21 protein-coding genes are annotated in these 20,936 nt (G+C 60.6%); 15 read left to right on the forward strand and 6 right to left on the reverse strand.

The features are described from left to right. The first annotated feature begins 110 nt into the window (after positions 1 to 110). The 4 genes from BLU46_RS14715 to BLU46_RS14730 all read left to right on the forward strand — a co-directional run bounded on the left by BLU46_RS14715 (position 111) and on the right by BLU46_RS14730 (position 2,427). Positions 111 to 281, forward strand: coding sequence for a YhfG family protein (locus tag BLU46_RS14715; protein WP_017478120.1), 171 nt, complete (start codon positions 111 to 113; stop codon positions 279 to 281). After that, positions 281 to 874 (forward strand): putative adenosine monophosphate-protein transferase Fic, encoded by a 594-nt coding sequence (locus tag BLU46_RS14720; protein WP_093202855.1) that lies wholly within the window; start codon positions 281 to 283, stop codon positions 872 to 874. Before BLU46_RS14715 ends, BLU46_RS14720 begins: the two co-directional genes overlap by 1 nt. A 209-nt stretch (positions 875 to 1,083) precedes the next feature. Next, positions 1,084 to 1,461: a DUF1493 family protein gene (locus BLU46_RS14725; RefSeq protein WP_093202860.1), complete on the forward strand. Its 378-nt coding sequence runs from the start codon at positions 1,084 to 1,086 to the stop codon at positions 1,459 to 1,461. 114 nt (positions 1,462 to 1,575) lie between these two features. Further along, on the forward strand, positions 1,576 to 2,427 hold the full coding sequence (locus tag BLU46_RS14730) for a DMT family transporter (protein WP_093202865.1): 852 nt from the start codon (positions 1,576 to 1,578) through the stop codon (positions 2,425 to 2,427). Between the two features lie 57 nt (positions 2,428 to 2,484). Here BLU46_RS14730 and BLU46_RS14735 read toward each other — a convergent pair whose 3' ends face one another. Both BLU46_RS14735 and hslO read right to left on the reverse strand, forming a co-directional pair. Then, positions 2,485 to 4,026 (reverse strand): phosphoenolpyruvate carboxykinase, encoded by a 1,542-nt coding sequence (locus BLU46_RS14735; RefSeq protein ID WP_093202870.1) that lies wholly within the window; start codon positions 4,024 to 4,026, stop codon positions 2,485 to 2,487. A gap of 179 nt (positions 4,027 to 4,205) precedes the next feature. Continuing rightward, positions 4,206 to 5,108 (reverse strand): Hsp33 family molecular chaperone HslO, encoded by a 903-nt coding sequence (gene hslO / locus BLU46_RS14740; RefSeq protein ID WP_063033585.1) that lies wholly within the window; start codon positions 5,106 to 5,108, stop codon positions 4,206 to 4,208. A 125-nt stretch (positions 5,109 to 5,233) separates the two neighbouring features. Here hslO and BLU46_RS14745 point away from each other — a divergent pair, with 125 nt between their 5' ends. Further along, positions 5,234 to 6,034: a phosphatase PAP2 family protein gene (locus BLU46_RS14745; protein ID WP_093202875.1), complete on the forward strand. Its 801-nt coding sequence runs from the start codon at positions 5,234 to 5,236 to the stop codon at positions 6,032 to 6,034. Positions 6,035 to 6,076: 42 nt separating this feature from the next. Here BLU46_RS14745 and BLU46_RS14750 read toward each other — a convergent pair whose 3' ends face one another. Then, on the reverse strand, positions 6,077 to 6,484 hold the full coding sequence (locus tag BLU46_RS14750) for an RNA-binding S4 domain-containing protein (protein WP_017478112.1): 408 nt from the start codon (positions 6,482 to 6,484) through the stop codon (positions 6,077 to 6,079). Between the two features lie 116 nt (positions 6,485 to 6,600). Here BLU46_RS14750 and rimA point away from each other — a divergent pair, with 116 nt between their 5' ends. The 3 genes from rimA to rimK are packed head-to-tail and all read left to right on the forward strand — an operon-like array spanning position 6,601 to position 8,781. Next, on the forward strand, positions 6,601 to 7,380 hold the full coding sequence (gene rimA, locus BLU46_RS14755) for a S6 modification regulatory phosphodiesterase RimA (RefSeq protein WP_063033587.1): 780 nt from the start codon (positions 6,601 to 6,603) through the stop codon (positions 7,378 to 7,380). Between the two features lie 16 nt (positions 7,381 to 7,396). Further along, positions 7,397 to 7,879: a retropepsin-like aspartic endopeptidase RimB gene (gene rimB, locus BLU46_RS14760; protein ID WP_003213181.1), complete on the forward strand. Its 483-nt coding sequence runs from the start codon at positions 7,397 to 7,399 to the stop codon at positions 7,877 to 7,879. Further along, a complete protein-coding gene (gene rimK / locus BLU46_RS14765) occupies positions 7,876 to 8,781 on the forward strand; it encodes a 30S ribosomal protein S6--L-glutamate ligase (protein WP_003213178.1) in 906 nt (301 codons plus the stop codon). The genes rimB and rimK overlap by 4 nt, the downstream gene beginning before the upstream one ends. Positions 8,782 to 8,905: 124 nt before the next feature. Here the strand turns inward: rimK and BLU46_RS14770 are convergent, their stop codons facing one another. Together BLU46_RS14770 and ompR are read right to left on the reverse strand one after the other, a co-directional pair. Beyond that, on the reverse strand, positions 8,906 to 10,219 hold the full coding sequence (locus BLU46_RS14770; RefSeq protein ID WP_003213176.1) for an ATP-binding protein: 1,314 nt from the start codon (positions 10,217 to 10,219) through the stop codon (positions 8,906 to 8,908). Positions 10,220 to 10,335: 116 nt separating this feature from the next. Next, the gene (gene ompR, locus BLU46_RS14775) at positions 10,336 to 11,076 is read right to left on the reverse strand and encodes an osmolarity response regulator transcription factor OmpR (RefSeq protein WP_003213175.1); all 741 of its coding nucleotides are present in this window, start codon (positions 11,074 to 11,076) and stop codon (positions 10,336 to 10,338) included. 357 nt (positions 11,077 to 11,433) lie between these two features. On the opposite strand from ompR, the gene BLU46_RS14780 reads away from it, so the two are divergent. The 7 genes from BLU46_RS14780 to tauD all read left to right on the forward strand — a co-directional run bounded on the left by BLU46_RS14780 (position 11,434) and on the right by tauD (position 19,666). Continuing rightward, entirely contained in the window at positions 11,434 to 13,758 is a 2,325-nt protein-coding gene (locus BLU46_RS14780) for a Tex family protein (protein WP_093202878.1), read from the forward strand. Continuing rightward, the gene (locus BLU46_RS14785; protein WP_008435797.1) at positions 13,758 to 14,141 is read left to right on the forward strand and encodes a PaaI family thioesterase; all 384 of its coding nucleotides are present in this window, start codon (positions 13,758 to 13,760) and stop codon (positions 14,139 to 14,141) included. Before BLU46_RS14780 ends, BLU46_RS14785 begins: the two co-directional genes overlap by 1 nt. Before the next feature lie 214 nt (positions 14,142 to 14,355). Continuing rightward, positions 14,356 to 15,939, forward strand: coding sequence for a glutamate--cysteine ligase (gene gshA / locus BLU46_RS14790; RefSeq protein WP_093202882.1), 1,584 nt, complete (start codon positions 14,356 to 14,358; stop codon positions 15,937 to 15,939). A gap of 260 nt (positions 15,940 to 16,199) precedes the next feature. Next, positions 16,200 to 17,177, forward strand: coding sequence for a taurine ABC transporter substrate-binding protein (gene tauA / locus BLU46_RS14795; RefSeq protein ID WP_003213167.1), 978 nt, complete (start codon positions 16,200 to 16,202; stop codon positions 17,175 to 17,177). Between the two features lie 18 nt (positions 17,178 to 17,195). After that, the gene (tauB, locus tag BLU46_RS14800; protein WP_029615807.1) at positions 17,196 to 17,975 is read left to right on the forward strand and encodes a taurine ABC transporter ATP-binding subunit; all 780 of its coding nucleotides are present in this window, start codon (positions 17,196 to 17,198) and stop codon (positions 17,973 to 17,975) included. Beyond that, complete coding sequence (tauC, locus tag BLU46_RS14805; protein WP_093202887.1) at positions 17,972 to 18,808, forward strand: taurine ABC transporter permease TauC; 837 nt, start codon at positions 17,972 to 17,974, stop codon at positions 18,806 to 18,808. Before tauB ends, tauC begins: the two co-directional genes overlap by 4 nt. A gap of 21 nt (positions 18,809 to 18,829) precedes the next feature. After that, the gene (tauD, locus tag BLU46_RS14810; protein WP_093202891.1) at positions 18,830 to 19,666 is read left to right on the forward strand and encodes a taurine dioxygenase; all 837 of its coding nucleotides are present in this window, start codon (positions 18,830 to 18,832) and stop codon (positions 19,664 to 19,666) included. A 147-nt stretch (positions 19,667 to 19,813) separates the two neighbouring features. Here tauD and mgrA read toward each other — a convergent pair whose 3' ends face one another. Further along, positions 19,814 to 20,851 (reverse strand): L-glyceraldehyde 3-phosphate reductase, encoded by a 1,038-nt coding sequence (mgrA, locus tag BLU46_RS14815; protein ID WP_003211877.1) that lies wholly within the window; start codon positions 20,849 to 20,851, stop codon positions 19,814 to 19,816. Positions 20,852 to 20,936 lie beyond the last annotated feature (85 nt).

The raw sequence follows: 20,936 nt of genomic DNA on the forward strand, positions 1-20,936 counted from the left end.
ACAGCCTGGGAAGTGGAGTAGGCACCCGTAAGAAACGTTCCACCTTTACGCAGGACGCATCTCGAAACTCATTGCGCTACAATCAAGCTTCGCACCGAGAGGACGCTGTCATGGCCGAACTGACGTTTGAGCAAAAGCAGGATCACTACCACAAGATCCGCCGTTCCAACTACCTGGCCAGCCTGCGCCTGGAGGGGTTCGACACCCAGCCCGCCGATGTCGACAAACCCCTGCCGACCCGCGAAGCCGTCCTCGCCAAGTACCGCAACACCCCACGCTGATGCTCGACAAATATGGTGTGGGCCAGGACCCGTACTGCTACCCCGGTAGCAGCGTCCTGCGCAACCGCCTCGATTTGTTCGACGAAGAACGCCTGCATCAGGCCGAACGGGAATTGTCTGAAATTGCCGTCGGCAGCCTTCCGCTGTATCCGCCGCCCTACGACCTTGAACGCCTGCAACACATCCACCGCACCCTGTTCGGGGACATCTACGAATGGGCCGGGGAACTGCGTACGGTCAACATCCAGAAAGGCGACACGCTGTTCTGCACACCGGAGCGTATCCCGCCTGAGGCGAGCAAGATCATCCAGCACATGGCGCAGGCCAACTGGTTTGTCGGGGTGACGCAGGCAGAGTTGGTGACGCAAATTGCCGAGGCCTATGGCGACCTCAACGTGATCCACCCGTTTCGCGAAGGGAACGGCCGGGCGCAGCGGATTCTGTTCGAGCAGATCATCGTCAACGCCGGGTTTTCGGTGAATTGGTGGCTGGTGAAGAACGCGGCGTGGATACTGGCGAATATCGACGCGGTGGCGTGTGATTACCGGGGGTTGGAGGCGATTTTCGAGCGGTGTATCAGTACCCCGCGCTAGCCGCCGTCAAGCGAACACCACCCGAGCAACCACACAGCTAAAAATGTGGGAGCTGGCTTGCCTGCGATAGCGGTGTGTCAGAAAACACTTCTACCACTGACACACCGCCATCGCGGGCAAGCCCGGCTCCCACATTTGAACTGTTTCGTTTGAAGGATCATGGTTCGATCGATAAAGTCAGTCGCCCTGCCCACTCACGCGTAACCACCATGAACCTGGCCCCCAACTTTCCTGAAGACCTTGCCATGCAACAGCTCTTGCAACTGCTGCATGAAGAAATTGGCCTGCCTGAACATAAGACGCTGCGCCTTGAAACGGCCATCAACCTGGACCTGGGTTGCGACGGCGCCGAAGCCAATCAATTCATGGAAGCGCTGGAACAAGACTTCGCCGTAGACCTGAACGACTTCGACGCTTATCGTTACTTCCAACCTCCCGCCTTCGACGTCTTCCTGAAACACCGTGCCAAAGGCCGCGGCGACAAAATCCCGCTGACCGTCGGCATGCTATACCTCGCAATCAAGACCCAACGCTGGGACACCCAAACCCTGGAAAACCTGAGCGAACACAAACCCCAAACGCGCTGAAGATCAACTGTAGGACCCGGGCTTGTCCGCGATGAGGCCGGGACAGTCAACACACCTATAAGCCGATACACCGCAGCCTTCAAAAAATAACAAGGACCTTACATGGACGTACTAATGGGCCTGCTGGCCGCCCTGCTCTGGGGCGGCACGGACTTCCTCGTCGGCCTCAACGCCCGAGCCGTCGGCGTCAAACGCGCGGTGTACTTCGGCCAGGCCCTGGGCTTCCTGATCATGACCCTGCTGCTGGTCATATTCCCGGCCTTCCTCGTCAAATCCCTCGCGGCGCCTTTGAGTGTCTGGCTCCTGGGCGCCGCAGCAGCCCTGCTGACCGTCTCCGGCGCCCTCGCACTGTCCAAGGCCTTCGCTCTGGGCAAAGCGGCCATCGTCGCGCCTCTGGTGACGTCCTACGGCGTGGTGACTACTTTGCTGTCATGGGCCAGCGGCGAACACATCAGCCTGAGCCAGCTCGGCTGCATCGCCCTGTGCGTGGTGGGTGTGATCCTTTCCAGTATCCACAAGGACAACGGCGTGCCTCACAACAACTCCAGCAGCTCGATCGGCTACGCGATGCTCGCAGCGTTGCTCTACGGCACCAGTTTTTGGGTGCAGGGTCGTTACACCCTGCCGACGCTTGGACCGGTCACGATGCTTTGGCTGGGTTACCTGGTAGGGCTATGCGTATTGGTGTTGATGGTGCTCAAAGTCAAAGACGGCCTGAAAATCCCACCGCTGAAAAACTGTGCAACGCTGACCGGCGCGAGCGTGATGAACCTGGGTGGATTCTCGGCATTCTCGTGGGGTGCAATGGCGGGATCGGTTTCGGTAGTGACCGTGATCAGTACCTTATCCGGCGGGATCGCCGCGATCCTGGGGTTTGTATTTTTCAAGGAACGACTGTCGGCAGTGCAAATAACCGGTGTGGTGCTGGTGTTGGTCGGAGCTGTGGTATTGCACCTCGTCGACTAATTCTTCGCCCACAAAAAAGCCGCCCACAAGGGGCGGCTTTTTCACAACGGCCGAATCTTACAACTTCGGACCCGCAGCCTTGATCGCATCGCTCACTTCAAACTTCTTGAAGTTCTCAACGAACAGACCCGCCAGCGCCTTGGCGGCTTCATCGTAAGCAGCCTTGTCAGCCCAGGTGTTACGTGGGTTCAGCAGGCCAGTCTCGACGCCCGGTACAGCCAATGGCACGTCCAGGTTGATGGTGTCGAGGTGCTCGGTCTCGGCACCAATCAACGCACCGCTCTGGATCGCTGCAATCACGCCACGGGTGGTCGGGATGTTGAAGCGCTTGCCAACGCCGTAGCCGCCGCCGGTCCAGCCGGTGTTGACCAGGTAAACCTTGGAGCCGAAGCCGCGGATGCGCTTGATCAGCAGTTCTGCGTATTCGCCAGCCGGGCGCGGGAAGAACGGTGCGCCGAAGCAGGTGGAGAAGGTCGACTTGATGCCGGCGCCCGAACCCATTTCGGTCGAGCCCACCAGTGCGGTGTAACCGGACAGGAAGTGGTAGGCCGCTTGTTCTTCGCTGAGGATCGAGACTGGCGGCAGTACGCCGGTCAGGTCGCAGGTCAGGAAGATCACGGCGTTTGGCTCGCCACCGAAGTTTTTCTCGGAGCGCTTGGCAACGTGTTCCAGCGGGTAGGCGGCGCGGCTGTTCTGGGTCAGGCTGACGTCAGCGTAGTCGGCGTGCTTGGCGTCATCGATGACGACGTTTTCCAGCACGGCGCCGTGCTTGATGGCTTTCCAGATAACCGGCTCGTTCTTCTCGGACAGGTCGATGCACTTGGCATAGCAACCGCCTTCGATGTTGAACACAACGCCTTCGCCCCAGCCGTGTTCGTCGTCGCCGATCAGGTAGCGGCTTTCGTCGGCGGACAGGGTGGTTTTACCCGTGCCCGACAGGCCGAAGAACAGGGTCACGTCGCCTGCTTCGCCGATGTTGGCGGCGCAGTGCATCGGCAGTACGTCGGAGGCCGGCAGCAGGAAGTTCTGCACCGAGAACATGGCTTTTTTCATCTCACCGGCGTAACGCATGCCGGCGATCAGCACTTTTTTCTGGGCAAAGTTAAGGATCACGCAACCGTCGGAGTTGGTGCCGTCACGCTCTGGCACGCATTCGAAGTTGGCTACGTTGAGCACTTGCCACTCTTCACGACCGGCGGGGTTGTACTGGGCCGGATTGATGAACAGGCAACGACCGAACAGGTTCTGCCAGGCAGTCTGGGTGGTCATTTTCACGGCCAGGTAGTGGTCTTCTGCAGCCCCTACGTGAACGTGGGAAACGAAATGCTCTTGCGCGTTGTTGAATGCCTCGACGCGAGCCCACAGGGCATCGAACTTGTCGGCCGGGAACTTGCGGTTGATCGGGCCCCAGGCAATGGCAGCCTGGGTGGAAGGCTCTTCAACAATGAAGCGGTCGACTGGCGAACGGCCGGTACGATGACCGGTTTCTACGACCAGCGCGCCGGTATCGGCAAGCACGCCTTCACCGCGCTGCAGGGCTTCTTTGACCAGATCGTCAACACTCAGATCGGTGTATACGGCGTTATTGGCTTGCGTCATGAGGTTCCCCGTCGGCCAGTGGCCGAGTGCTCCAAACGTTTTGTAGTAGAAAGTTGCGCACTACTACCGCGAAAAAAGTGGGCCGGATTATGCCAGAAAAGCCCAAAAAGAGTAGGGCCCTCCGGTCAGAACGGCGGAAATCCGGCGTTTGTCAGGTGATTTACCTGTGCTTAAACGTTTTAGTGGCGGGTGCCTGAAGGGGTGTCTACGCCCGCGCCGGCGAATAATTGAGCAATATCGGCGGCGTCGAACAGGTAGCGCTGGTTGCAGAACTGGCAGTCGATCTCGATGTTGCCACCGTGTTCCACCACCAGGGCCTGCGCATCTTCCAGACCCAGGCTGACCAGGGCAGTGGCCGAACGCTCGCGGGAGCAACTGCAGTGGAAGTGCAGGGATTGCACGTCGAACAGGCGCACGGCCTCTTCGTGGTAGAGGCGGTGCAGGATGGTTTCGTTGTCCAGGCCCAGCAGTTCTTCGGCTTTCAAGGTACCGGCCAGGGCGGTGATATGGGCCCAGCTGTCGGCACGGTCTTCTTCATCCTTGATACGGTCGGCCGGCAATTGTTGCAGCAACAGGCCACGGGCGCGCTTGCCGTCGGCGTTCAGCCAGAAGCGGGTGCCGACTTGCTGGGACATCACGAAATAGTTGGTGAAGCAGTCGGACAGGGTTTCGCCGTCGAGGTCGACGATGCCCTGGTAACGCTGGCCTTCAGTCGGGTCGACGGTCAGTGCCAGCACGCCGTCAGGCATCAGGTCAGCCAGGGTGGCATCGGGAGCGATCCGGTCCGCGTCGTATCGGGCCAGGCCACGGATTTCACGCTCGCTGGAGCATTCGATCATCAGCAGCGGGATCGGGCCTTCGGAACGGGCCTGCAGGATCAGCAAGCCATCGAACTTCAGGGTGCCCACCAGCAGCGAGGCAGCCGCCATCAGCTCGCCGAGCAATTGCGCGACCGGCTCCGGATAGGGGTGCTTGGCGAGGACTTCGGCATAGCTGCGCTCCAGGGCGACCAGTTCGCCACGGGCGTCGCTGTCGTCGAAGATGAAGCGTTGGGTGAAGTCGGTATCCGGTAGATCAGTCATAGGTCTGGGTATCTGAATTGATGACAAAAAGATGACAACGTTTATAGAATTACACGCTTTAGCACCATTTTGGTGCGGCCTTCTTCAGGAAAACGAAGCGCTTTAAAGCAAAGAGGAAACAGTTTATGAACAATCCGGGTTTGTTCCAAGCCAGGTGGAACCTCGGGCGATTGGCCCTGTGCAATTTATTCGCTGTGGGGCTGCTGTGTTTTTGGCTCTGGCCAGCGGGCCAGGCGCTCTGTGTGGTTTTCGACGAGTGGCTGTTTCATCTGCTCAACGACCCCTTGGCGAGCAGCCAGGCGTGGTTGCATGTGTGGGCGGTGGCCAGTTTGCGCCCGTTTGATGCCGTGGTGGGGGTGATTCTGCTGGCGCTGTTGATCCGCGGCGACTGGGTGTTCAAGGCGATTGAAGTGCGCCAGGCGTTTTTTGGATTCCTGGGCATTCTGCTGCTGTTGTTGTTTATCCGCATGCTGTTTTCCAAGCTGGCAGCGCAGATGGGCTGGCAACACCATAGCCCGTCGATGGTGATCAGCGGGGCGATTCAGATGAGCGACTATTTTCCAGGCCTTGAGAAAACGTGGGAATTGAAGGACCGCTCCAGCCAGAGCTTCCCGGGGGATCATGCTTCGGTGTTGTTGATCTGGGGGATGTTCATGAGCGTGTTCGCCAAGCGCCTCGGGCACGTCCTGGTGATCTGGGGCCTGGCGCTGCTGTTCATGATGCCGCGGCTGGTGGCCGGCGCGCATTGGGGGCAGGACGACTATATCGGCGGGGTATTGCTGGCGCTGTTGGCGCTGGGTTGGGGTTACTACACGCCCTTTGCGGCGAAAGTTTCAGGGGGGCTGTTGCGGCTGACGGGACCGGTGTTTGAGTGGTTTCAGCGAGTGCCGCTGGTTAATCGCTTGAGCGTGATTCGCAGCGTTTGAGTTGAAGTTGCAGGAGCCGGCCTGGCTCCTGCAGTCTGCCGGTTAATCATCATTGCCACTGCCGCGAAACTTGAACAGGTCGCGCCGCTGTTTCTTGCTCGGCTTGCCGTCGGTGGTCATGCCCAGGGAGCCCGCCTTGCGCATGGCCGCCGCGTTTTCGCGCTTGGCGATGCTGGCTTCGGTTTCGGTATACAACGCCTGCGCCTCGGGAGCGCCTTTTCGCACAATTGAAAGCGCCTGGACCACGACGGTTCGCTCATCAAACCCGGCACGGATCTGGAACTCATCGCCGATGCGCGGCTCCTTGCCGGGCTTGCAACGCTCACCGCGCCAATGCACCTTGCCACTCTCGATGGCCGCTTTGGCCAGGGCGCGGGTCTTGAAGAAGCGCGCCGCCCACAACCACTTGTCCAAACGGACTTTTTCTTCCTCTTCCTGCTTCTGAGCCACTTGAATTCCTCGCTCTGAAAAATGTCGCAACTTTACCGTTGAACCCCTTCAACGCATAAACCCTTCACCTCACCTAAGATACGCCAGGCAGTATCCTGTTTTCGCGAGGTTAACGTGTGACCGACTTTCCTGTTTCACTCACCTCACCCAAACAAGGCTGTGCGGGTTGCCAGCAAAGTGAACCGCTGGGTTTTGAGTTTGATTTTGCGTATCAGCCTATCGTGGACCTGCGGGACCAGTCGATCTTTGCCCATGAAGCCCTGGTGCGCGGGGTCAACGGTGAGGGCGCGTTGTCGGTGCTGGATCAAGTCAACGACAGCAATCGCTACCGTTTCGACCAGCAATGCCGCACCAAGGCGATTGCCACCGCCTCGACACTGGGCATGCAGACGCACCTTTCAATCAACTTCATGCCCAACGCGGTGTATCGGCCGGAACTTTGCATTCGCAGCACCCTGGAGGCAGCTCGCGCGCACAATTTTCCGCTGGACCGCCTGATTTTCGAAACACTGGAAAGCGAGCACGTAGATAACTATCGCCATTTGACGAATATTCTGCGTGAATACCGCGAATTCGGCTTCAAGACCGCCATCGACGATTTCGGGGCGGGCTATTCGGGGCTGAATCTGCTGGCCGATTTCCAACCTGACCTGATCAAACTCGACATGGCGCTGATCCGCGATGTCGACCGTGATCGTGTCCGTCAGGTGATCGTCCGGGGGATTGTCACAATCTGTGAGCAGTTGGGCGTTACTGTCATCGCCGAAGGCATCGAAAGTGCCGGCGAACGAGACTTTCTCGCCGACTGTGGAATTTTCCTGATGCAAGGCTACTGGTTCGCCAAGCCTGCATTCAAAGCCCTGGCCAAGGTATCACCCGAGGCCTGGGCGAATTAATTGCTGGTTATTCATATTGAAGACATTTGACCATTTGACCGTTGTGGGTCTGCGTGAGTGGGTGGCACTTCCCGACTTGGGAGTGGCAGGCCTGCGCGCCAAGATCGACACCGGCGCCAGTACCTCAAGCCTGCATGCGACCGAGATCGAGCCATTTGAGCGCGACGGTGCAAAGTGGGTGCGCTTCACCGCGCACCTGGGCAGCGTGGTGCAACTGCGTCACCGACGCTGCGAAGCGCCGCTGGTGGCGATGAAAACCATTAAAAGCTCCAATGGCCAGGCCCAGGTGCGGTATGTGATCAGCACCACCCTGGCCCTGGGCGATCGGGTATGGCGGGTAGAATTCACCCTCGCCTGCCGCAAGGCCATGCGTTACCGCCTGTTGCTGGGCTCCAAGGCCCTGATTGACGGCCAACTGGTGGTCAGTCCCGGCGTCAAATACGTTCAAGACAAGCCGGTGTTCCCGGTCTCTACTACCTCTGCCACAGGTGCTGCATGAAGATCGCTGTGCTGTCGCGTAACCCGCGTCTGTATTCCACCCGTCGCCTGGTCGAGGCCGGCACCGAACGTGGCCATGAGATGGTGGTGATCGATACGTTGCGCGCCTATATGAACATTGCCAGTCATAAGCCGCAGATCCACTACCGGGGCAAACCGCTGGAAGGCTTCGATGCGGTGATCCCGCGTATCGGTGCTTCGGTAACGTTCTATGGCTGCGCAGTGCTGCGCCAGTTTGAAATGATGGGGGTCTCTCCCCTCAATGAATCGGTGGCGATCGCCCGTTCGCGGGACAAACTGCGTTCGCTGCAGCTGCTGTCGCGCCGTGGCATTGGTTTGCCGGTCACCGGCTTTGCACACTCCCCGGATGACATCCCCGACCTGATCGAGATGGTCAACGGTGCACCGCTGGTGATCAAGGTACTGGAAGGCACCCAGGGTATCGGCGTAGTGCTGTGTGAAACCGCGACAGCGGCCGAATCGGTGATCGAGGCGTTTATGGGCCTCAAGCAGAACATCATGGTGCAGGAGTACATCAAGGAAGCTGGCGGTGCGGATATCCGCTGCTTCGTGGTGGGCGACAAGGTGATTGCCGCGATGAAGCGCCAGGCCAAGCCGGGTGAGTTTCGGTCCAACCTGCACCGTGGCGGAAGTGCCAGTCTGATCAAGATCACCCCGGAAGAACGCATGACCGCACTGCGGGCAGCCAAGGTCATGGGGTTGAGCGTGGCGGGTGTGGATATCTTGCGTTCCAATCACGGGCCACTGGTGATGGAGGTGAACTCGTCACCGGGCCTGGAAGGGATTGAGACCACCACCGGCAAGGATGTGGCGGGGATCATCATTCAGCATCTGGAGAAGAGTGGTGGGCCGAATATGACCAGGACCAAAGGCAAAGGTTGAGGACTCCCAACCTGTAAAGCACCGCAAAACCAGTGTGGGAGCGGGCTTGCTCGCGAAGGCGGTGGATCAGTCAACATTTCTATGGACTGACCCACCGCCTTCGCGAGCAAGCCCGCTCCCACATTTAGACCGCGTCCCTAGGCAACATCAGCCCCAACGGCAAACGCACCCGTGCTTCCAAACCGCCATCCGGCCGGTTACGCAATTCGACATTGCCGCCATGCATCGAAGCAATCCGCCGCACAATCGCCAGCCCCAGGCCCGTGCCTTTGCCACCCCTGGCACGATCACCACGGGTGAACGGGTTGAAGATGCCTTCCAGCTCTGCCGGATCGATACCGGCGCCACGATCCATGACACTCAGCACCACGTATGGCGCACTGGTATCCCCGGAAACGTAGGCCGCCACTTCCACATCGGAACCGGCGTGATGCAGGGCGTTGCCAATCAGGTTGTTCAGCAAGCGTTTCATTGAGACCCGACGCAACGCGAACGGCTGGATCGGCTCCAGGCGCATGCGCACCTGCTCACCGTTCTGGTTGTAGGGCGCCACCACCTCACGCACCAGGTCCGTCAGGTCGACCTCTTCCACCACCTCGTCCCGGCCATCGCGGATGAACGCGAGGAACTGGTCGAGAATCGCGTCCATGTCCTCGATGTCTCGAACCATGTCGTCGGTAAGGTCGGTGTGGTTGCCCATCAGTTCCAGGGAAAGCCGCAAACGCGTCAATGGCGTGCGCAGGTCATGGGACACCCCCGCCAGCATCAGCTCGCGCTCGCGCCCCGCCTGTTCGACATCCTCGGCCATCTGGTTGAACGCGCTGTACACCTCGGTCATTTCACTCGGCGTGTCGCTGATGGGCAGCCGCACGCTACGGCCCTGACCAAGCTGGCGTGCCGCAAACACCAGGCGTTTGAGCGGCTGATTGAGCTGGCGCACGAAAATCCAGGCAGACGCGGTGGAAAGCAAACCAATCGCCAGGAACCAGCCCAACACGTTCCAGATCTTCTGCCCCCGCAATGGATGCGGATACAGCGGCACCTTCAGCCAGTCCTCGCCCAGGCTTGGGGCCCGCACCCAGAGCGCCGGTGATACATGCATGCGTAGCCGCACCTCGGTGTCTTCACCCAGTTCGGCCTGCATCTGGCGTTGGTAGATTTCGCTGTAGGGCCAATGTTGCTCGCCCTCGGGCACACCCGCACCCGCGACCCGGACCAGGGTAGCGGCCTTGGCGATCTTCTCGCGGTTCTCGGGGTCTGCGGCCCAGTAGGCGCGCAAGGTCAGGGCGACACCGTGGCTGTACTGCCGGTCCACCAGCACGTCTTCGTTCATCAACAGATAAACCAGTGTCAGGGCCTTGGAAAACAGTACGACGATGAGCACCAGCCAAAGGGTGCGTGAGAAGAAACTTTGCGGGAACCACAACGGGGTTTTCATAGAAGACAGCTAGACACCTTGCAGGAGCGAGCGAGGCTCGCAGAATTGCAAACGCCGGGCAACCGGCTGACTCTTATCGAGTCATCACCGGCAAGCCCGCTTCTGCAAATCATCGGTCACTTGGTTGCAGTGCCATCCGGCACAAACACGTAACCCACGCCCCACACCGTCTGGATATAACGCGGCTTGGATGGATCGGGTTCGATCATCCGGCGCAGACGGGAGATTTGTACGTCGATGGAGCGCTCCAGGGCGTCCCATTCGCGGCCGCGGGCCAGGTTCATCAGCTTGTCGCGGGTAAGCGGCTGGCGCGCGTTCATCACCAACGCCTTGAGCACGGCGAATTCGCCGGTGGTCAACATGTGCACTTCATCGCCACGCTTGAGCTCACGGGTGGCCAATGACAGCTCGTAGTCGCCGAAGGTCACGCTTTCGTCTTCGCTGCCTGGAGCACCCGGTACCGGGGCAGCCTGGCGGCGCAGTACGGCCTTGACCCGCGCCATCAGCTCGTCCGGGTTGAACGGCTTGGCCAGGTAATCGTCGGCGCCCAGTTCCAGGCCCTTGATACGGCTCAGCTCATCGCCCTTGGCGGTCAGCATGATGATCGGGATCTGATTGTTGGCGCCGCGCAGGCGTTTGCAGGCGGTCAGGCCGTCTTCGCCGGGCAGCATCAGGTCCAGCACCACCAGGTTGAAGACTTCACGTCCCAACAGGCGGTCCATCTGTTCGGTGTTTGGCACCGCGCGTGCGCGATAGCCCTTGGAGTTGAAGAAACGCTCCAGCAGGCTGCTCAGCCCCGGATCGTCATCAACGATGAGAATTTTTTCGCCTTCAGCAGTTTGTGCAGTGCTGCTCATTAGATGCTCCTCTTATCTCGGCGCGCATTATGGCGTAGCTGCCGTTATACGCACCGTGTGCATTGTTAGCAGATTTTTCCTCTACCGCCAGCGAACCCGCGCCCTACAACCTTGGCCGCAATCCCCCCAAGGGCGGAACGCTGGTTATAATGCGGCGCCTTTGTGCAGGGCAACGTCAGTTCGTTGCCGTTTACTGCCAGGGGATTTTTTTCACCCGCTTGTAGTGATTTTTTCGATTTCGAGGGTCAATAGGCTGCCTCTTGACCCAGGCAGCGGCGCCAGTCGGGCCGCTCAACCAGCCTCGCAAGCCTTGTTTTCCGGGCCTGCGAGCCTGCTTTCAGAATTTCAGGTGGTTTTATGGACAGCATCAACAGCCGCATCGCCGAGGAACTCGGTGTACGCCCACAACAGGTCGAAGCGGCCGTCGCTCTACTGGATGAAGGCTCCACAGTGCCCTTCATCGCCCGTTACCGTAAAGAAGTCACCGGCAGCCTCGATGATATCCAGTTGCGGCATCTGGAAGAGCGCCTGCGCTACCTGCGAGAACTCGACGAACGGCGTATCAGCATCCTCGCCAGCATCGAAGAGCAAGGCAAGCTGACCCCGCAACTGGAACGCGACATCAAGCTCGCCGACACCAAGACCCGCCTCGAAGACTTGTACCTGCCGTACAAGCAGAAGCGCCGCACCAAGGGCCAGATCGCCCTGGAAGCCGGCCTCGGCGAGCTGGCCGACGGTCTGTTCAACGACCCGTCCCTGGCCCCGGAAACCGAAGCTGCACGTTTTGTCGATGCCGAAAAAGGCGTGGCCGACGTCAAGGCCGCCCTCGAAGGCGCCAAGTACATCCTCATGGAGCGCTTCGCGGAAGACGCCAACCTGCTGGAAAAACTGCGCAATTACCTGAAGCAGGAAGCCACCCTCAGTGCCCGCGTGATCGCCGGCAAGGAAGAGGAAGGCGCCAAGTTCCGCGATTACTTCGAACACGACGAGCCGCTGAAAAGCATGCCGTCCCACCGCGCCCTCGCGATTTTCCGCGGTCGCAACGAAGGCATCCTGAGCTCCGCACTGAAGGTCGGCGACGAGCTGCCCGGCACCATGCACCCGTGCGAAGGCATGATCGGTCAACAATTCGGCATCCAGAATCAGAACCGTCCTGCGGACAAGTGGCTCAGTGAAGTCGTGCGCTGGACCTGGAAGGTCAAGCTCTACACCCACCTGGAAACCGACTTGCTGGGCGAGCTGCGCGACGGCGCCGAGACCGAAGCCATCAGCGTGTTCGCCCACAACCTGCACGACCTGCTGCTGGCCGCGCCAGCCGGCCCACGCGCCACCCTGGGCCTCGACCCGGGCTTGCGTACCGGCTGCAAGGTTGCCGTGGTCGACGCCACCGGCAAGCTGCTGGATCACGCCACGGTTTACCCCCACGTGCCACACAACAAGTGGGACCAGACCATCGCGATCCTGGCCGCCTTATGCGCCAAGCACTCAGTGGACCTGATCGCCATCGGCAACGGCACCGCCAGCCGTGAAACCGACAAGCTGGCCGCCGAGCTGATCAAAAAATACCCAGGCATGCAGATGACCAAGGTGATGGTCTCCGAGGCCGGCGCTTCGGTGTACTCCGCGTCTGAACTGGCTTCCAAGGAATTTCCGGACCTCGACGTGTCGATCCGTGGCGCCGTGTCCATCGCTCGCCGCCTGCAGGATCCATTGGCCGAACTGGTGAAGATCGATCCGAAATCCATCGGCGTCGGCCAGTACCAGCACGACGTATCGCAGCTGAAACTGGCACGCGGCCTGGATGCAGTAGTGGAAGACTGCGTGAACAAGGTCGGTGTGGATGTGAACACCGCATCGGTAGCGCTGTTGGCCCGAATTTCCGGCCTTAACGCCACCCTGGCACAGAACATCGTGACCCACCGCGACGAAAACGGTGCGTTCAAGACCCGTGCAGCGCTGAAAAAAGTCGCACGCCTTGGCGAAAAAACCTTCGAACAAGCCGCCGGCTTCCTGCGCGTCATGAACGGCGACAACCCGCTGGACTCCTCGGCCGTCCACCCGGAAGCCTACCCGCTGGTACAACGCATCGCCGCTGAAACCGACCGTGACATCCGCTCGCTGATCGGCGACGCCGCGTTCCTCAAGCGCCTGGACCCGAAAAAGTACACCGACGAAACCTTCGGCGTGCCGACCATCACCGACATCCTGCAAGAGCTGGAAAAACCGGGCCGCGACCCGCGTCCCGAGTTCAAGACAGCCGAGTTCCAGGACGGCGTCGAAGACCTCAAGGACCTGCAACTGGGGATGATCCTCGAAGGTGTGGTGACCAACGTGACCAACTTTGGCGCGTTTGTGGATATCGGCGTGCATCAGGACGGTTTGGTGCACATCTCCGCGCTTTCGGAGAAGTTCATCAAGGACCCGCGCGAAGCGGTAAAAGCCGGTGACGTGGTCAAGGTCAAGGTCATGGAAGTCGACATCCCGCGCAAACGCGTCGGCCTGTCGATGCGCATGAGCGACACCCCGGGCGAGAAAATCGACGGTGCCCGCGGCGCCCGCCCAGGCTCGGCGCCACGCCAGTCCCAAGGCAGTGCACCCCGCAAGGAAACCGCCGCGCCAGCCCCGGCCAATAACGCCATGGCCTCGCTGTTCGCCAACGCCAAACAACTGAAGAAACGTTAATGGAACTGCCAGCCGGCTTGACCCACAGCGCTTTCAGCGAACTCATTGGCTGCCGCCTGCAACGCCTGGAAACCGGGGTTGCAGAGGTGGCCATGACCCTGGAGCCGCAGTTGCGCAACCGCGCTGGCAAGCTCCATGGCGGGGCGATCTTCAGCCTGGTGGACATTGCCATGGGGCTGGCCTGTTCCAGCTCCCATGGTTTCGACCAGCAAAGCGCGACCATTGAATGCAAGATCAACTACATCCGCGCCGTTTCCGACGGCGATGTGCTGTGCACTGCCCGGGTGATTCACCCCGGTCGGCGTACGCTGGTGGTCGAGGCGGACGTGTACCAGGACGAAAAACTGGTCGCAAAAGCACAAGGCACCTTCGCTGTCCTATAGCTCCCTGTCATCGATTTGAGTTAATTTCGGCGCTTCGAAAGTTGCGCCGAACTTTTCCTCGTGCGCGATAGCCAGATTCAGGGACGAAGGCGGCTCTTTCAGAGTGGGTCAATCCGGCTCGAAAACCAGGCGATAACGCCAGTTTCCACTTCACCCTTGTAGACCGTCCTGCCCACCCCCATATTGGGGCGACTGACGCGTGAAGGAATCCAACTTGAGCGAACTTCTCAACCGCCGCCTGGCCCTGCTCGGCAAGCACGAACACCTCTCTTTGCTCGAGCAATGCCTGCACGGCATCGAGCGCGAATGCCTGCGCGTCACCGGTGAAGGCCGACTGGCACAAACGCCGCATCCCGAGGCGCTGGGCGCTGCACTGACCCACGAACAGATCACCACCGACTATTCCGAGTCGCTGCTTGAGTTCATCACACCGGCGTTGCCCAACCCGGCCGATACCCTGAGCAGCCTCGACAAGATCCATCGCTTTGCCTACAGCAAGCTCGGCAACGAGTACCTGTGGAGTCCATCGATGCCGTGCCCGTTGCCGGCCGAGGAAGATATTCCGATTGCCTACTACGGCACCTCCAACATCGGACAGCTCAAGTACGTGTATCGCAAGGGCCTGGCCCTGCGGTACGGCAAGACCATGCAGTGCATCGCCGGGATCCACTACAACTTTTCCCTGCCGGAAGACCTCTGGCCGTTGCTCAAGGAAGCCGAAGGCTACGTGGGTACCGACCGTGACTACCAGTCCACGGCCTATATCGCGCTGATCCGCAACTTCCGCCGCTACAGCTGGCTGCTGATGTACCTGTTCGGCGCCTCGCCGGCCCTGGACGCGGGTTTCCTGCGTGGTCGCTCGCATCAGCTGGAAGTGCTGGACGCCGACACCCTGTACCTGCCGTACGCCACCAGCCTGCGCATGAGCGACCTGGGTTACCAGAGCAACGCCCAGGCTGGCCTGACGCCGTGCTACAACGACCTGGCGAGCTACACCGACAGCCTGCGCACAGCTGTGGCAACGCCCTACGCGCCGTACGTCGAAGTCGGCACCCATAAGGACGGTGAGTGGGTGCAGCTCAACACCAACATCCTGCAGATCGAAAACGAGTACTACTCCAACATCCGGCCCAAGCGCGTGACCTACACCGGCGAACGGCCGATCCAGGCGCTGATGGCCCGGGGCATTCAGTACATCGAAGTGCGCTGCCTGGACATCAACCCGTTCCTGCCGATGGGCATCGACTTGCAAGAGTCGCGCTTCCTCGATGCGTTCCTGCTGTATTGCGCGTTGAATGACAGCCCGCTGTTCGCCGACAACGAGTGCGGCAACGCCACCTCCAATTTCCTCAGCGTGGTCAAGGAAGGTCGCCGTCCGGGCCTGCAATTGCAGCGCCGTGGCGAATCGGTGGACATGAAGGAATGGGCCGCCGAGTTGCTGGAGCAGATTGCTCCGCTGGCAGCCTTGCTGGATCAGAGCCAGGGCATCACTGAACACAGCCAGGCGCTGGACGCCCAGTTGGCGAAGGTCAAGGATTCGTCCCTGACCCCGTCGGCCCAGGTGTTGGCGGCGATGAGCGAGCGTAAAGAGAGCTTTGCGCAGTTCTCGTTGCATCAGAGCCAGGTGCACGCAGAACACTTCCGCAGCGAGCCGTTGAAGGCTGAGGAACAGGCGCGTTTTGAGGAACTGGCGCGTAGTTCGTTGGCGCAGCAGGCGGAGCTTGAGCAGAACGAAGTGGGCGATTTTGACGTGTTTGTCGGGTCGTACCAGGCGAGCATCCTCGCTATCAGTAACTAAAAGCCTGGCACAAAACCCTGTGGGGGCCGGGCTCTTGTGGGAGCCGGGCTTGCCCGCGATGCAGGCGCCGCGGTATTTCATTAGTACCGAGTCGATGCTATCGCAGGCAAGCCAGCTCCCACATTTGGCCATGCGCCTTCTAACTTGGTGCTCGAGTTTCTCCTCATAAGCTAATTCGAAAATGTTATTTATTTTCGGATTCTTAGATCATTTAGTCTTCTCACACGCCGACCTCCGGCCGCCTGATGAGGACTTCCCCCTTGAAACTGCATTTCCCCCTTCGCCTCCTGGCGGCGTTGTCCCTGGCCGGTGCCAGCCTGTTTGCCCAGGCCGCCGATGTGACCATCGCTTACCAGACCACCGTTGACCCGGCGAAAGTCGCCCAGGCCGACGGCGCTTATGAAAAAGCTACCAATGCCAAGATCGACTGGCGCAAATTCGACAACGGTGCCGACATCATCGCCGCCATCGCTTCCGGTGACGTGCAGATCGGCTACCTCGGTTCCAGCCCGCTGACCGCTGCCGTGACCCGCAAGGTCCCGGTGGAAACCTTCCTGATCGCCACCCAGATCGGCGGTGCCGAAGCCCTGGTGGCCCGCAACGGTTCCGGGATCAACAGCCCGCAGGACCTGATCGGCAAGAAAGTCGCCGTGCCGTTCGTTTCCACCGGCCACTACAGCCTGCTGGCCGCGCTGAAGCACTGGAACATCGACCCTTCCAAAGTGACCATCCTCAACCTCGCCCCGCCGGCCATCATCGCCGCCTGGAAGCGTGGTGATATCGACGCGACTTACGTATGGGACCCAGCCCTCGGCGTGGCCAAGGAAAACGGCAAGGTGCTGATCACCTCCGGCGAACTGGCCAAGTTCGGCGCGCCGACCTTCGATGCCTGGATCGTGCGTAAGGATTTCGCCGAGAAGCACCCGGAAATCGTCACGGCTTTTGCCAAGGTCACCCTGGATGCCTACGCCGCTTACCGCAAAGACCCACAAGCCTGGCTGGCGGACAAAGGCAACGTCGACAAACTGGTGAAGCTCTCCGGGGCCAAGGCCAGCGACATTCCATTACTGCTGCAGGGCAACGTCTACCCGCTGGCGGCTGACCAGGTGACCCTGCTCGGCGCGCCAACCACCAAGGCTGTCACCGACACCGCCGCGTTCCTCAAGGAACAGGGCAAGGTCGACGCCGTACTGCCGGACTACGCCCCGTACGTCAGCCCGAAGTTCATCACTAACTGATACCAGGAGTTCACCGCGATGGCCTTGCTACAACTGGAGCGCATCAGCGCACAGTACCCAGGCAGCCCGGAGCCCGTACTGGCCGATATTTCCTTGAGCCTTGGCCCCCAGCAATTGCTGGTGGCCCTCGGTCCTTCCGGCAGTGGCAAGACTTCGCTGTTGAACCTGATTGCCGGTTTTGTCGAACCCAGCGCCGGGCGCATCACCCTTGACGGTGTGCCGGTAAAAGGACCAAGCGCCGAACGCGGCGTGGTGTTCCAGGACGACGCCCTGCTGCCCTGGCAGGACGTGCTGGCCAACGTCGGCTTCGGCCTGGAACTGGCGGGCGTGCCCAAGGCCCAGCGTGAAATCCGCGCTCGGGAAATGCTCGCCCTGGTGGACCTCGCCGGTTTCGACAGCCGCCGTATCTGGCAACTCTCCGGTGGCCAGAAGCAACGTGTGGGCCTGGCCCGCGCGTTGGCCGCCGACCCGCGCGTATTGCTGATGGATGAACCCTTCGGCGCCCTCGATGCCTTCACCCGCGAACAGATGCAGGAGCTGCTGCTGCAAGTCTGGCGGCGCACAGCCAAGCCGGTGTTCCTGATTACCCATGACATCGAAGAAGCGGTGTTCCTCGCTACGGACCTGATTCTGCTGGCGCCCAACCCCGGGCAGATCGTCGAACGCCTGAGCCTGGACTTCGGCCAGCGTTATGCCGCCGGTGAGTCGGCACGGGCGATCAAGTCCGACCCGCGCTTTATCGAAACCCGCGAACACGTGCTGGGCAAGGTGTTCTCCCAACGGCAGGTGTCCGCATGAGCAGTTATGAATTACCGGTCACGGCCGCCAAGCCGGTGACCAAACCCGCCGTGCCCGTACGCCGCAGCCTGAGCACCCGCTGGATCAGCGTGCTCACCTTGGTGACCCTGGTTGCCATCTGGTGGGCCGTGACCGTCAGCGGGCTGATCGAGCCACTGTTCCTGCCACCGCCTTCGGCCGTGCTGCAAAAAGGCTGGCTGCTGGCGACCACCGGCTACATGGACTCCACCTTGTGGCAGCACCTGGGCGCGAGCCTCAAGCGCATCGGCCTCGGCCTCGGTTTTGCCGTACTGACCGCCGTGCCGGTGGGGATTGCCATTGGCTCCAATCGCATCGCCCGGGGCATTCTGGATCCGCTGATCGAGTTTTACCGGCCGATTCCGCCGCTGGCTTACTTGCCGCTGATCGTGATCTGGTGCGGTATCGGTGAGCTGTCCAAGGTGCTGCTGATCTACCTGGCGATTTTTGCGCCGATCGCCATCGCCACCGCCACCGGCGTACGCACCGTCGACCCGGCCAAATTGCGCGCTGCGCAGTCGTTGGGCGCGACCCGGGCACAGCTGATTCGCTACGTGATCCTGCCAAGCGCCCTCCCCGACATCCTCACCGGCGTGCGGATTGGCCTGGGTGTCGGCTGGTCGACCCTGGTGGCCGCCGAGCTGATCGCCGCCACCAGCGGCCTGGGCTTCATGGTGCAGTCCGCCGCGCAATTCCTGGTCACCGACGTGGTGGTGCTGGGGATTCTGGTGATCGCGCTGATCGCCTTCGCCATGGAAATGGGCTTGCGTGCCCTGCAGCGCAAATTGGTGCCGTGGCATGGCCAGGCACACTAAGCATTTTTCGACGAGAATCCCATGAGCAGCCTGACCGTAACACCTCTCAGCACCGCCCTTGGCGCACAGATCAGTGGCGTCGACATCACCCAACCGCTGAACATCGAGCACCGCGACGCGATCGAACAGGCGCTGCTCAAACATTCGGTGCTGTTCTTCCGCAATCAGCCGATCAACCCGCAGCAACAGGCGCGGTTCGCGGCAAATTTCGGCGACCTGCACATTCACCCGATCTACCCCAACGTGCCGGAACAGCCTGAAGTGCTGATCCTCGACACCGCCGTGACCGACGTACGCGACAACGCCATCTGGCACACCGACGTGACTTTCCTGCCCACGCCCGCCCTCGGCGCGGTGCTCAGCGCCAAGCTATTGCCGGAGTTTGGTGGCGATACGTTATGGGCCAGCGGGATTGCCGCGTATGAGGCGCTGTCGGAGCCGTTCAAAAAGCTGCTGGAGGATTTGACGGCGACCCATGACTTCACCCGCTCCTTCCCTCTGGAACGCTACGGCAATACGCCGGAAGACCTGGCACGCTGGGAAGAAGCCCGGCGCAAGAACCCACCGCTGTCCCATCCGGTGATTCGTACGCATCCGGTGAGCGGGCGTAAATCGCTGTTCGTCAGTGAAGGGTTCACCAGCAAGATCAACGAACTGGAGCCGGCAGAAAGCGAGGCGGTGCTGAAGCTGTTGTTTGCGCACGCGACACGGCCGGAATTCACCATTCGCTGGCGTTGGCAGAAAAATGACGTGGCGTTCTGGGATAACCGCGTGACCCAGCATTACGCGGTGGATGATTACCGGCCGCAACGGCGGGTGATGCATCGGGCGACAATTTTGGGGGATGTGCCGTTCTAGCAGGCACTCCACAAATCAAATGTGGGAGCGGGCTTGCTCGCGAAGGCGGTGAATCAGTCGACATATCCAGCGACTGACACTCCGCTTTCGCGAGCAAGCCCGCTCCCACATTGGGTAGGGGTTGATGCAGAAATCAGGCTCTACCGCTTATTCAGCCGTAGACGGCTTTTCCCACAAGTTAATCCCGCCTTCCTGGGCAAACCGATCAATCTCCGCCAGTTCCTGCGCGCTGAAGCTCAGGTTCTGCAACGCCCCGACGTTTTCAATGATCTGCTCCGGCCGGCTCGCGCCGATCAGGGCGCTGGTGACCCGTGGATCACGCAACGTCCACGCCAACGCCATCTGCGCCAGGCTCTGGCCACGGCGCTTGGCAATTTCATTCAGCGCGCGGGCGTGGGCGATGTTGGCCTCGGACAAGTGCTTGGCCTGCAACGAACCACCCCCCGGACGATTGACCCGCGCATCCGCCGGTACGCCGTTGAGGTATTTGTCGGTCAGCAGGCCCTGGGCCAATGGCGTGAACGCGATCACCCCGGCACCGAGTTCTTCGGTGACGTCCAGCAGGTCTTTTTCCACCCAGCGGTTGAGCAGGTTGTAGGCCGGCTGGTGGATCAGCAGCGGGACTTTCCACTCCTGGAGCAGCGCCGCAATTTCCCGGGTTTTCACGCCGGAGTAGGACGAGATCCCGATGTACAACGCCTTGCCCTGTTGCACGGCGGTGGCCAGTGCGCTGGCGGTTTCTTCCAGCGGGGTGTCGGCATCAAAACGGTGGGAGTAGAAGATGTCCACGTAGTCGACGCCCAGGCGTTGCAGGCTCTGGTCGAGGCTCGCCAGCACGTACTTGCGCGAACCGCCGCCCTGGCCATAAGGGCCCGGCCACATGTCCCAGCCCGCCTTGCTGGAGATGATCAGTTCATCGCGGTAATGCTTGAAGTCTTCCCGCAGCAAACGACCGAAGTTGATCTCGGCGCTGCCGTACGGGGGGCCGTAGTTGTTGGCCAGGTCGAAGTGGTTGATACCCAGGTCGAACGCCGTGCGCAGCAAGGCGCGCTGGGTGTCGATCGGGGTGCTGTCGCCAAAGTTGTGCCACAGCCCCAGGGACAGTGCCGGCAGCACCAGTCCGCTGCGACCTACGCGGCGGTAAGGAATAGATTCATAGCGGTTTTCGGCAGCAATGTAAGTCATCGAATCCTCTCTGGTCTTAGAGCAAATAAGGCCTGGGAATAACGATATTCCCAAGCCTTTTAAGCAGCTGAATCGCTTAAGGTGC

The sequence above is a fragment of the Pseudomonas yamanorum genome (assembly GCF_900105735.1).
GTDB classification, from domain to species: domain Bacteria; phylum Pseudomonadota; class Gammaproteobacteria; order Pseudomonadales; family Pseudomonadaceae; genus Aquipseudomonas; species Aquipseudomonas yamanorum.

Coding starts and splice junctions, on each gene's coding strand:
- BLU46_RS14715 (WP_017478120.1), top strand. CDS start 111: ATGGCCGAACTGACGTTTGAGCAAAAGCAGGATCACTACCACAAGATC.
- BLU46_RS14720 (WP_093202855.1), top strand. CDS start 281: ATGCTCGACAAATATGGTGTGGGCCAGGACCCGTACTGCTACCCCGGT.
- BLU46_RS14725 (WP_093202860.1), top strand. CDS start 1,084: ATGAACCTGGCCCCCAACTTTCCTGAAGACCTTGCCATGCAACAGCTC.
- BLU46_RS14730 (WP_093202865.1), top strand. CDS start 1,576: ATGGGCCTGCTGGCCGCCCTGCTCTGGGGCGGCACGGACTTCCTCGTC.
- BLU46_RS14735 (WP_093202870.1), bottom strand. CDS start 4,026: ATGACGCAAGCCAATAACGCCGTATACACCGATCTGAGTGTTGACGAT.
- hslO (WP_063033585.1), bottom strand. CDS start 5,108: ATGACTGATCTACCGGATACCGACTTCACCCAACGCTTCATCTTCGAC.
- BLU46_RS14745 (WP_093202875.1), top strand. CDS start 5,234: ATGAACAATCCGGGTTTGTTCCAAGCCAGGTGGAACCTCGGGCGATTG.
- rimK (WP_003213178.1), top strand. CDS start 7,876: ATGAAGATCGCTGTGCTGTCGCGTAACCCGCGTCTGTATTCCACCCGT.
- BLU46_RS14770 (WP_003213176.1), bottom strand. CDS start 10,219: ATGAAAACCCCGTTGTGGTTCCCGCAAAGTTTCTTCTCACGCACCCTT.
- ompR (WP_003213175.1), bottom strand. CDS start 11,076: ATGAGCAGCACTGCACAAACTGCTGAAGGCGAAAAAATTCTCATCGTT.
- BLU46_RS14780 (WP_093202878.1), top strand. CDS start 11,434: ATGGACAGCATCAACAGCCGCATCGCCGAGGAACTCGGTGTACGCCCA.
- BLU46_RS14785 (WP_008435797.1), top strand. CDS start 13,758: ATGGAACTGCCAGCCGGCTTGACCCACAGCGCTTTCAGCGAACTCATT.
- tauB (WP_029615807.1), top strand. CDS start 17,196: ATGGCCTTGCTACAACTGGAGCGCATCAGCGCACAGTACCCAGGCAGC.
- tauC (WP_093202887.1), top strand. CDS start 17,972: ATGAGCAGTTATGAATTACCGGTCACGGCCGCCAAGCCGGTGACCAAA.
- tauD (WP_093202891.1), top strand. CDS start 18,830: ATGAGCAGCCTGACCGTAACACCTCTCAGCACCGCCCTTGGCGCACAG.
- mgrA (WP_003211877.1), bottom strand. CDS start 20,851: ATGACTTACATTGCTGCCGAAAACCGCTATGAATCTATTCCTTACCGC.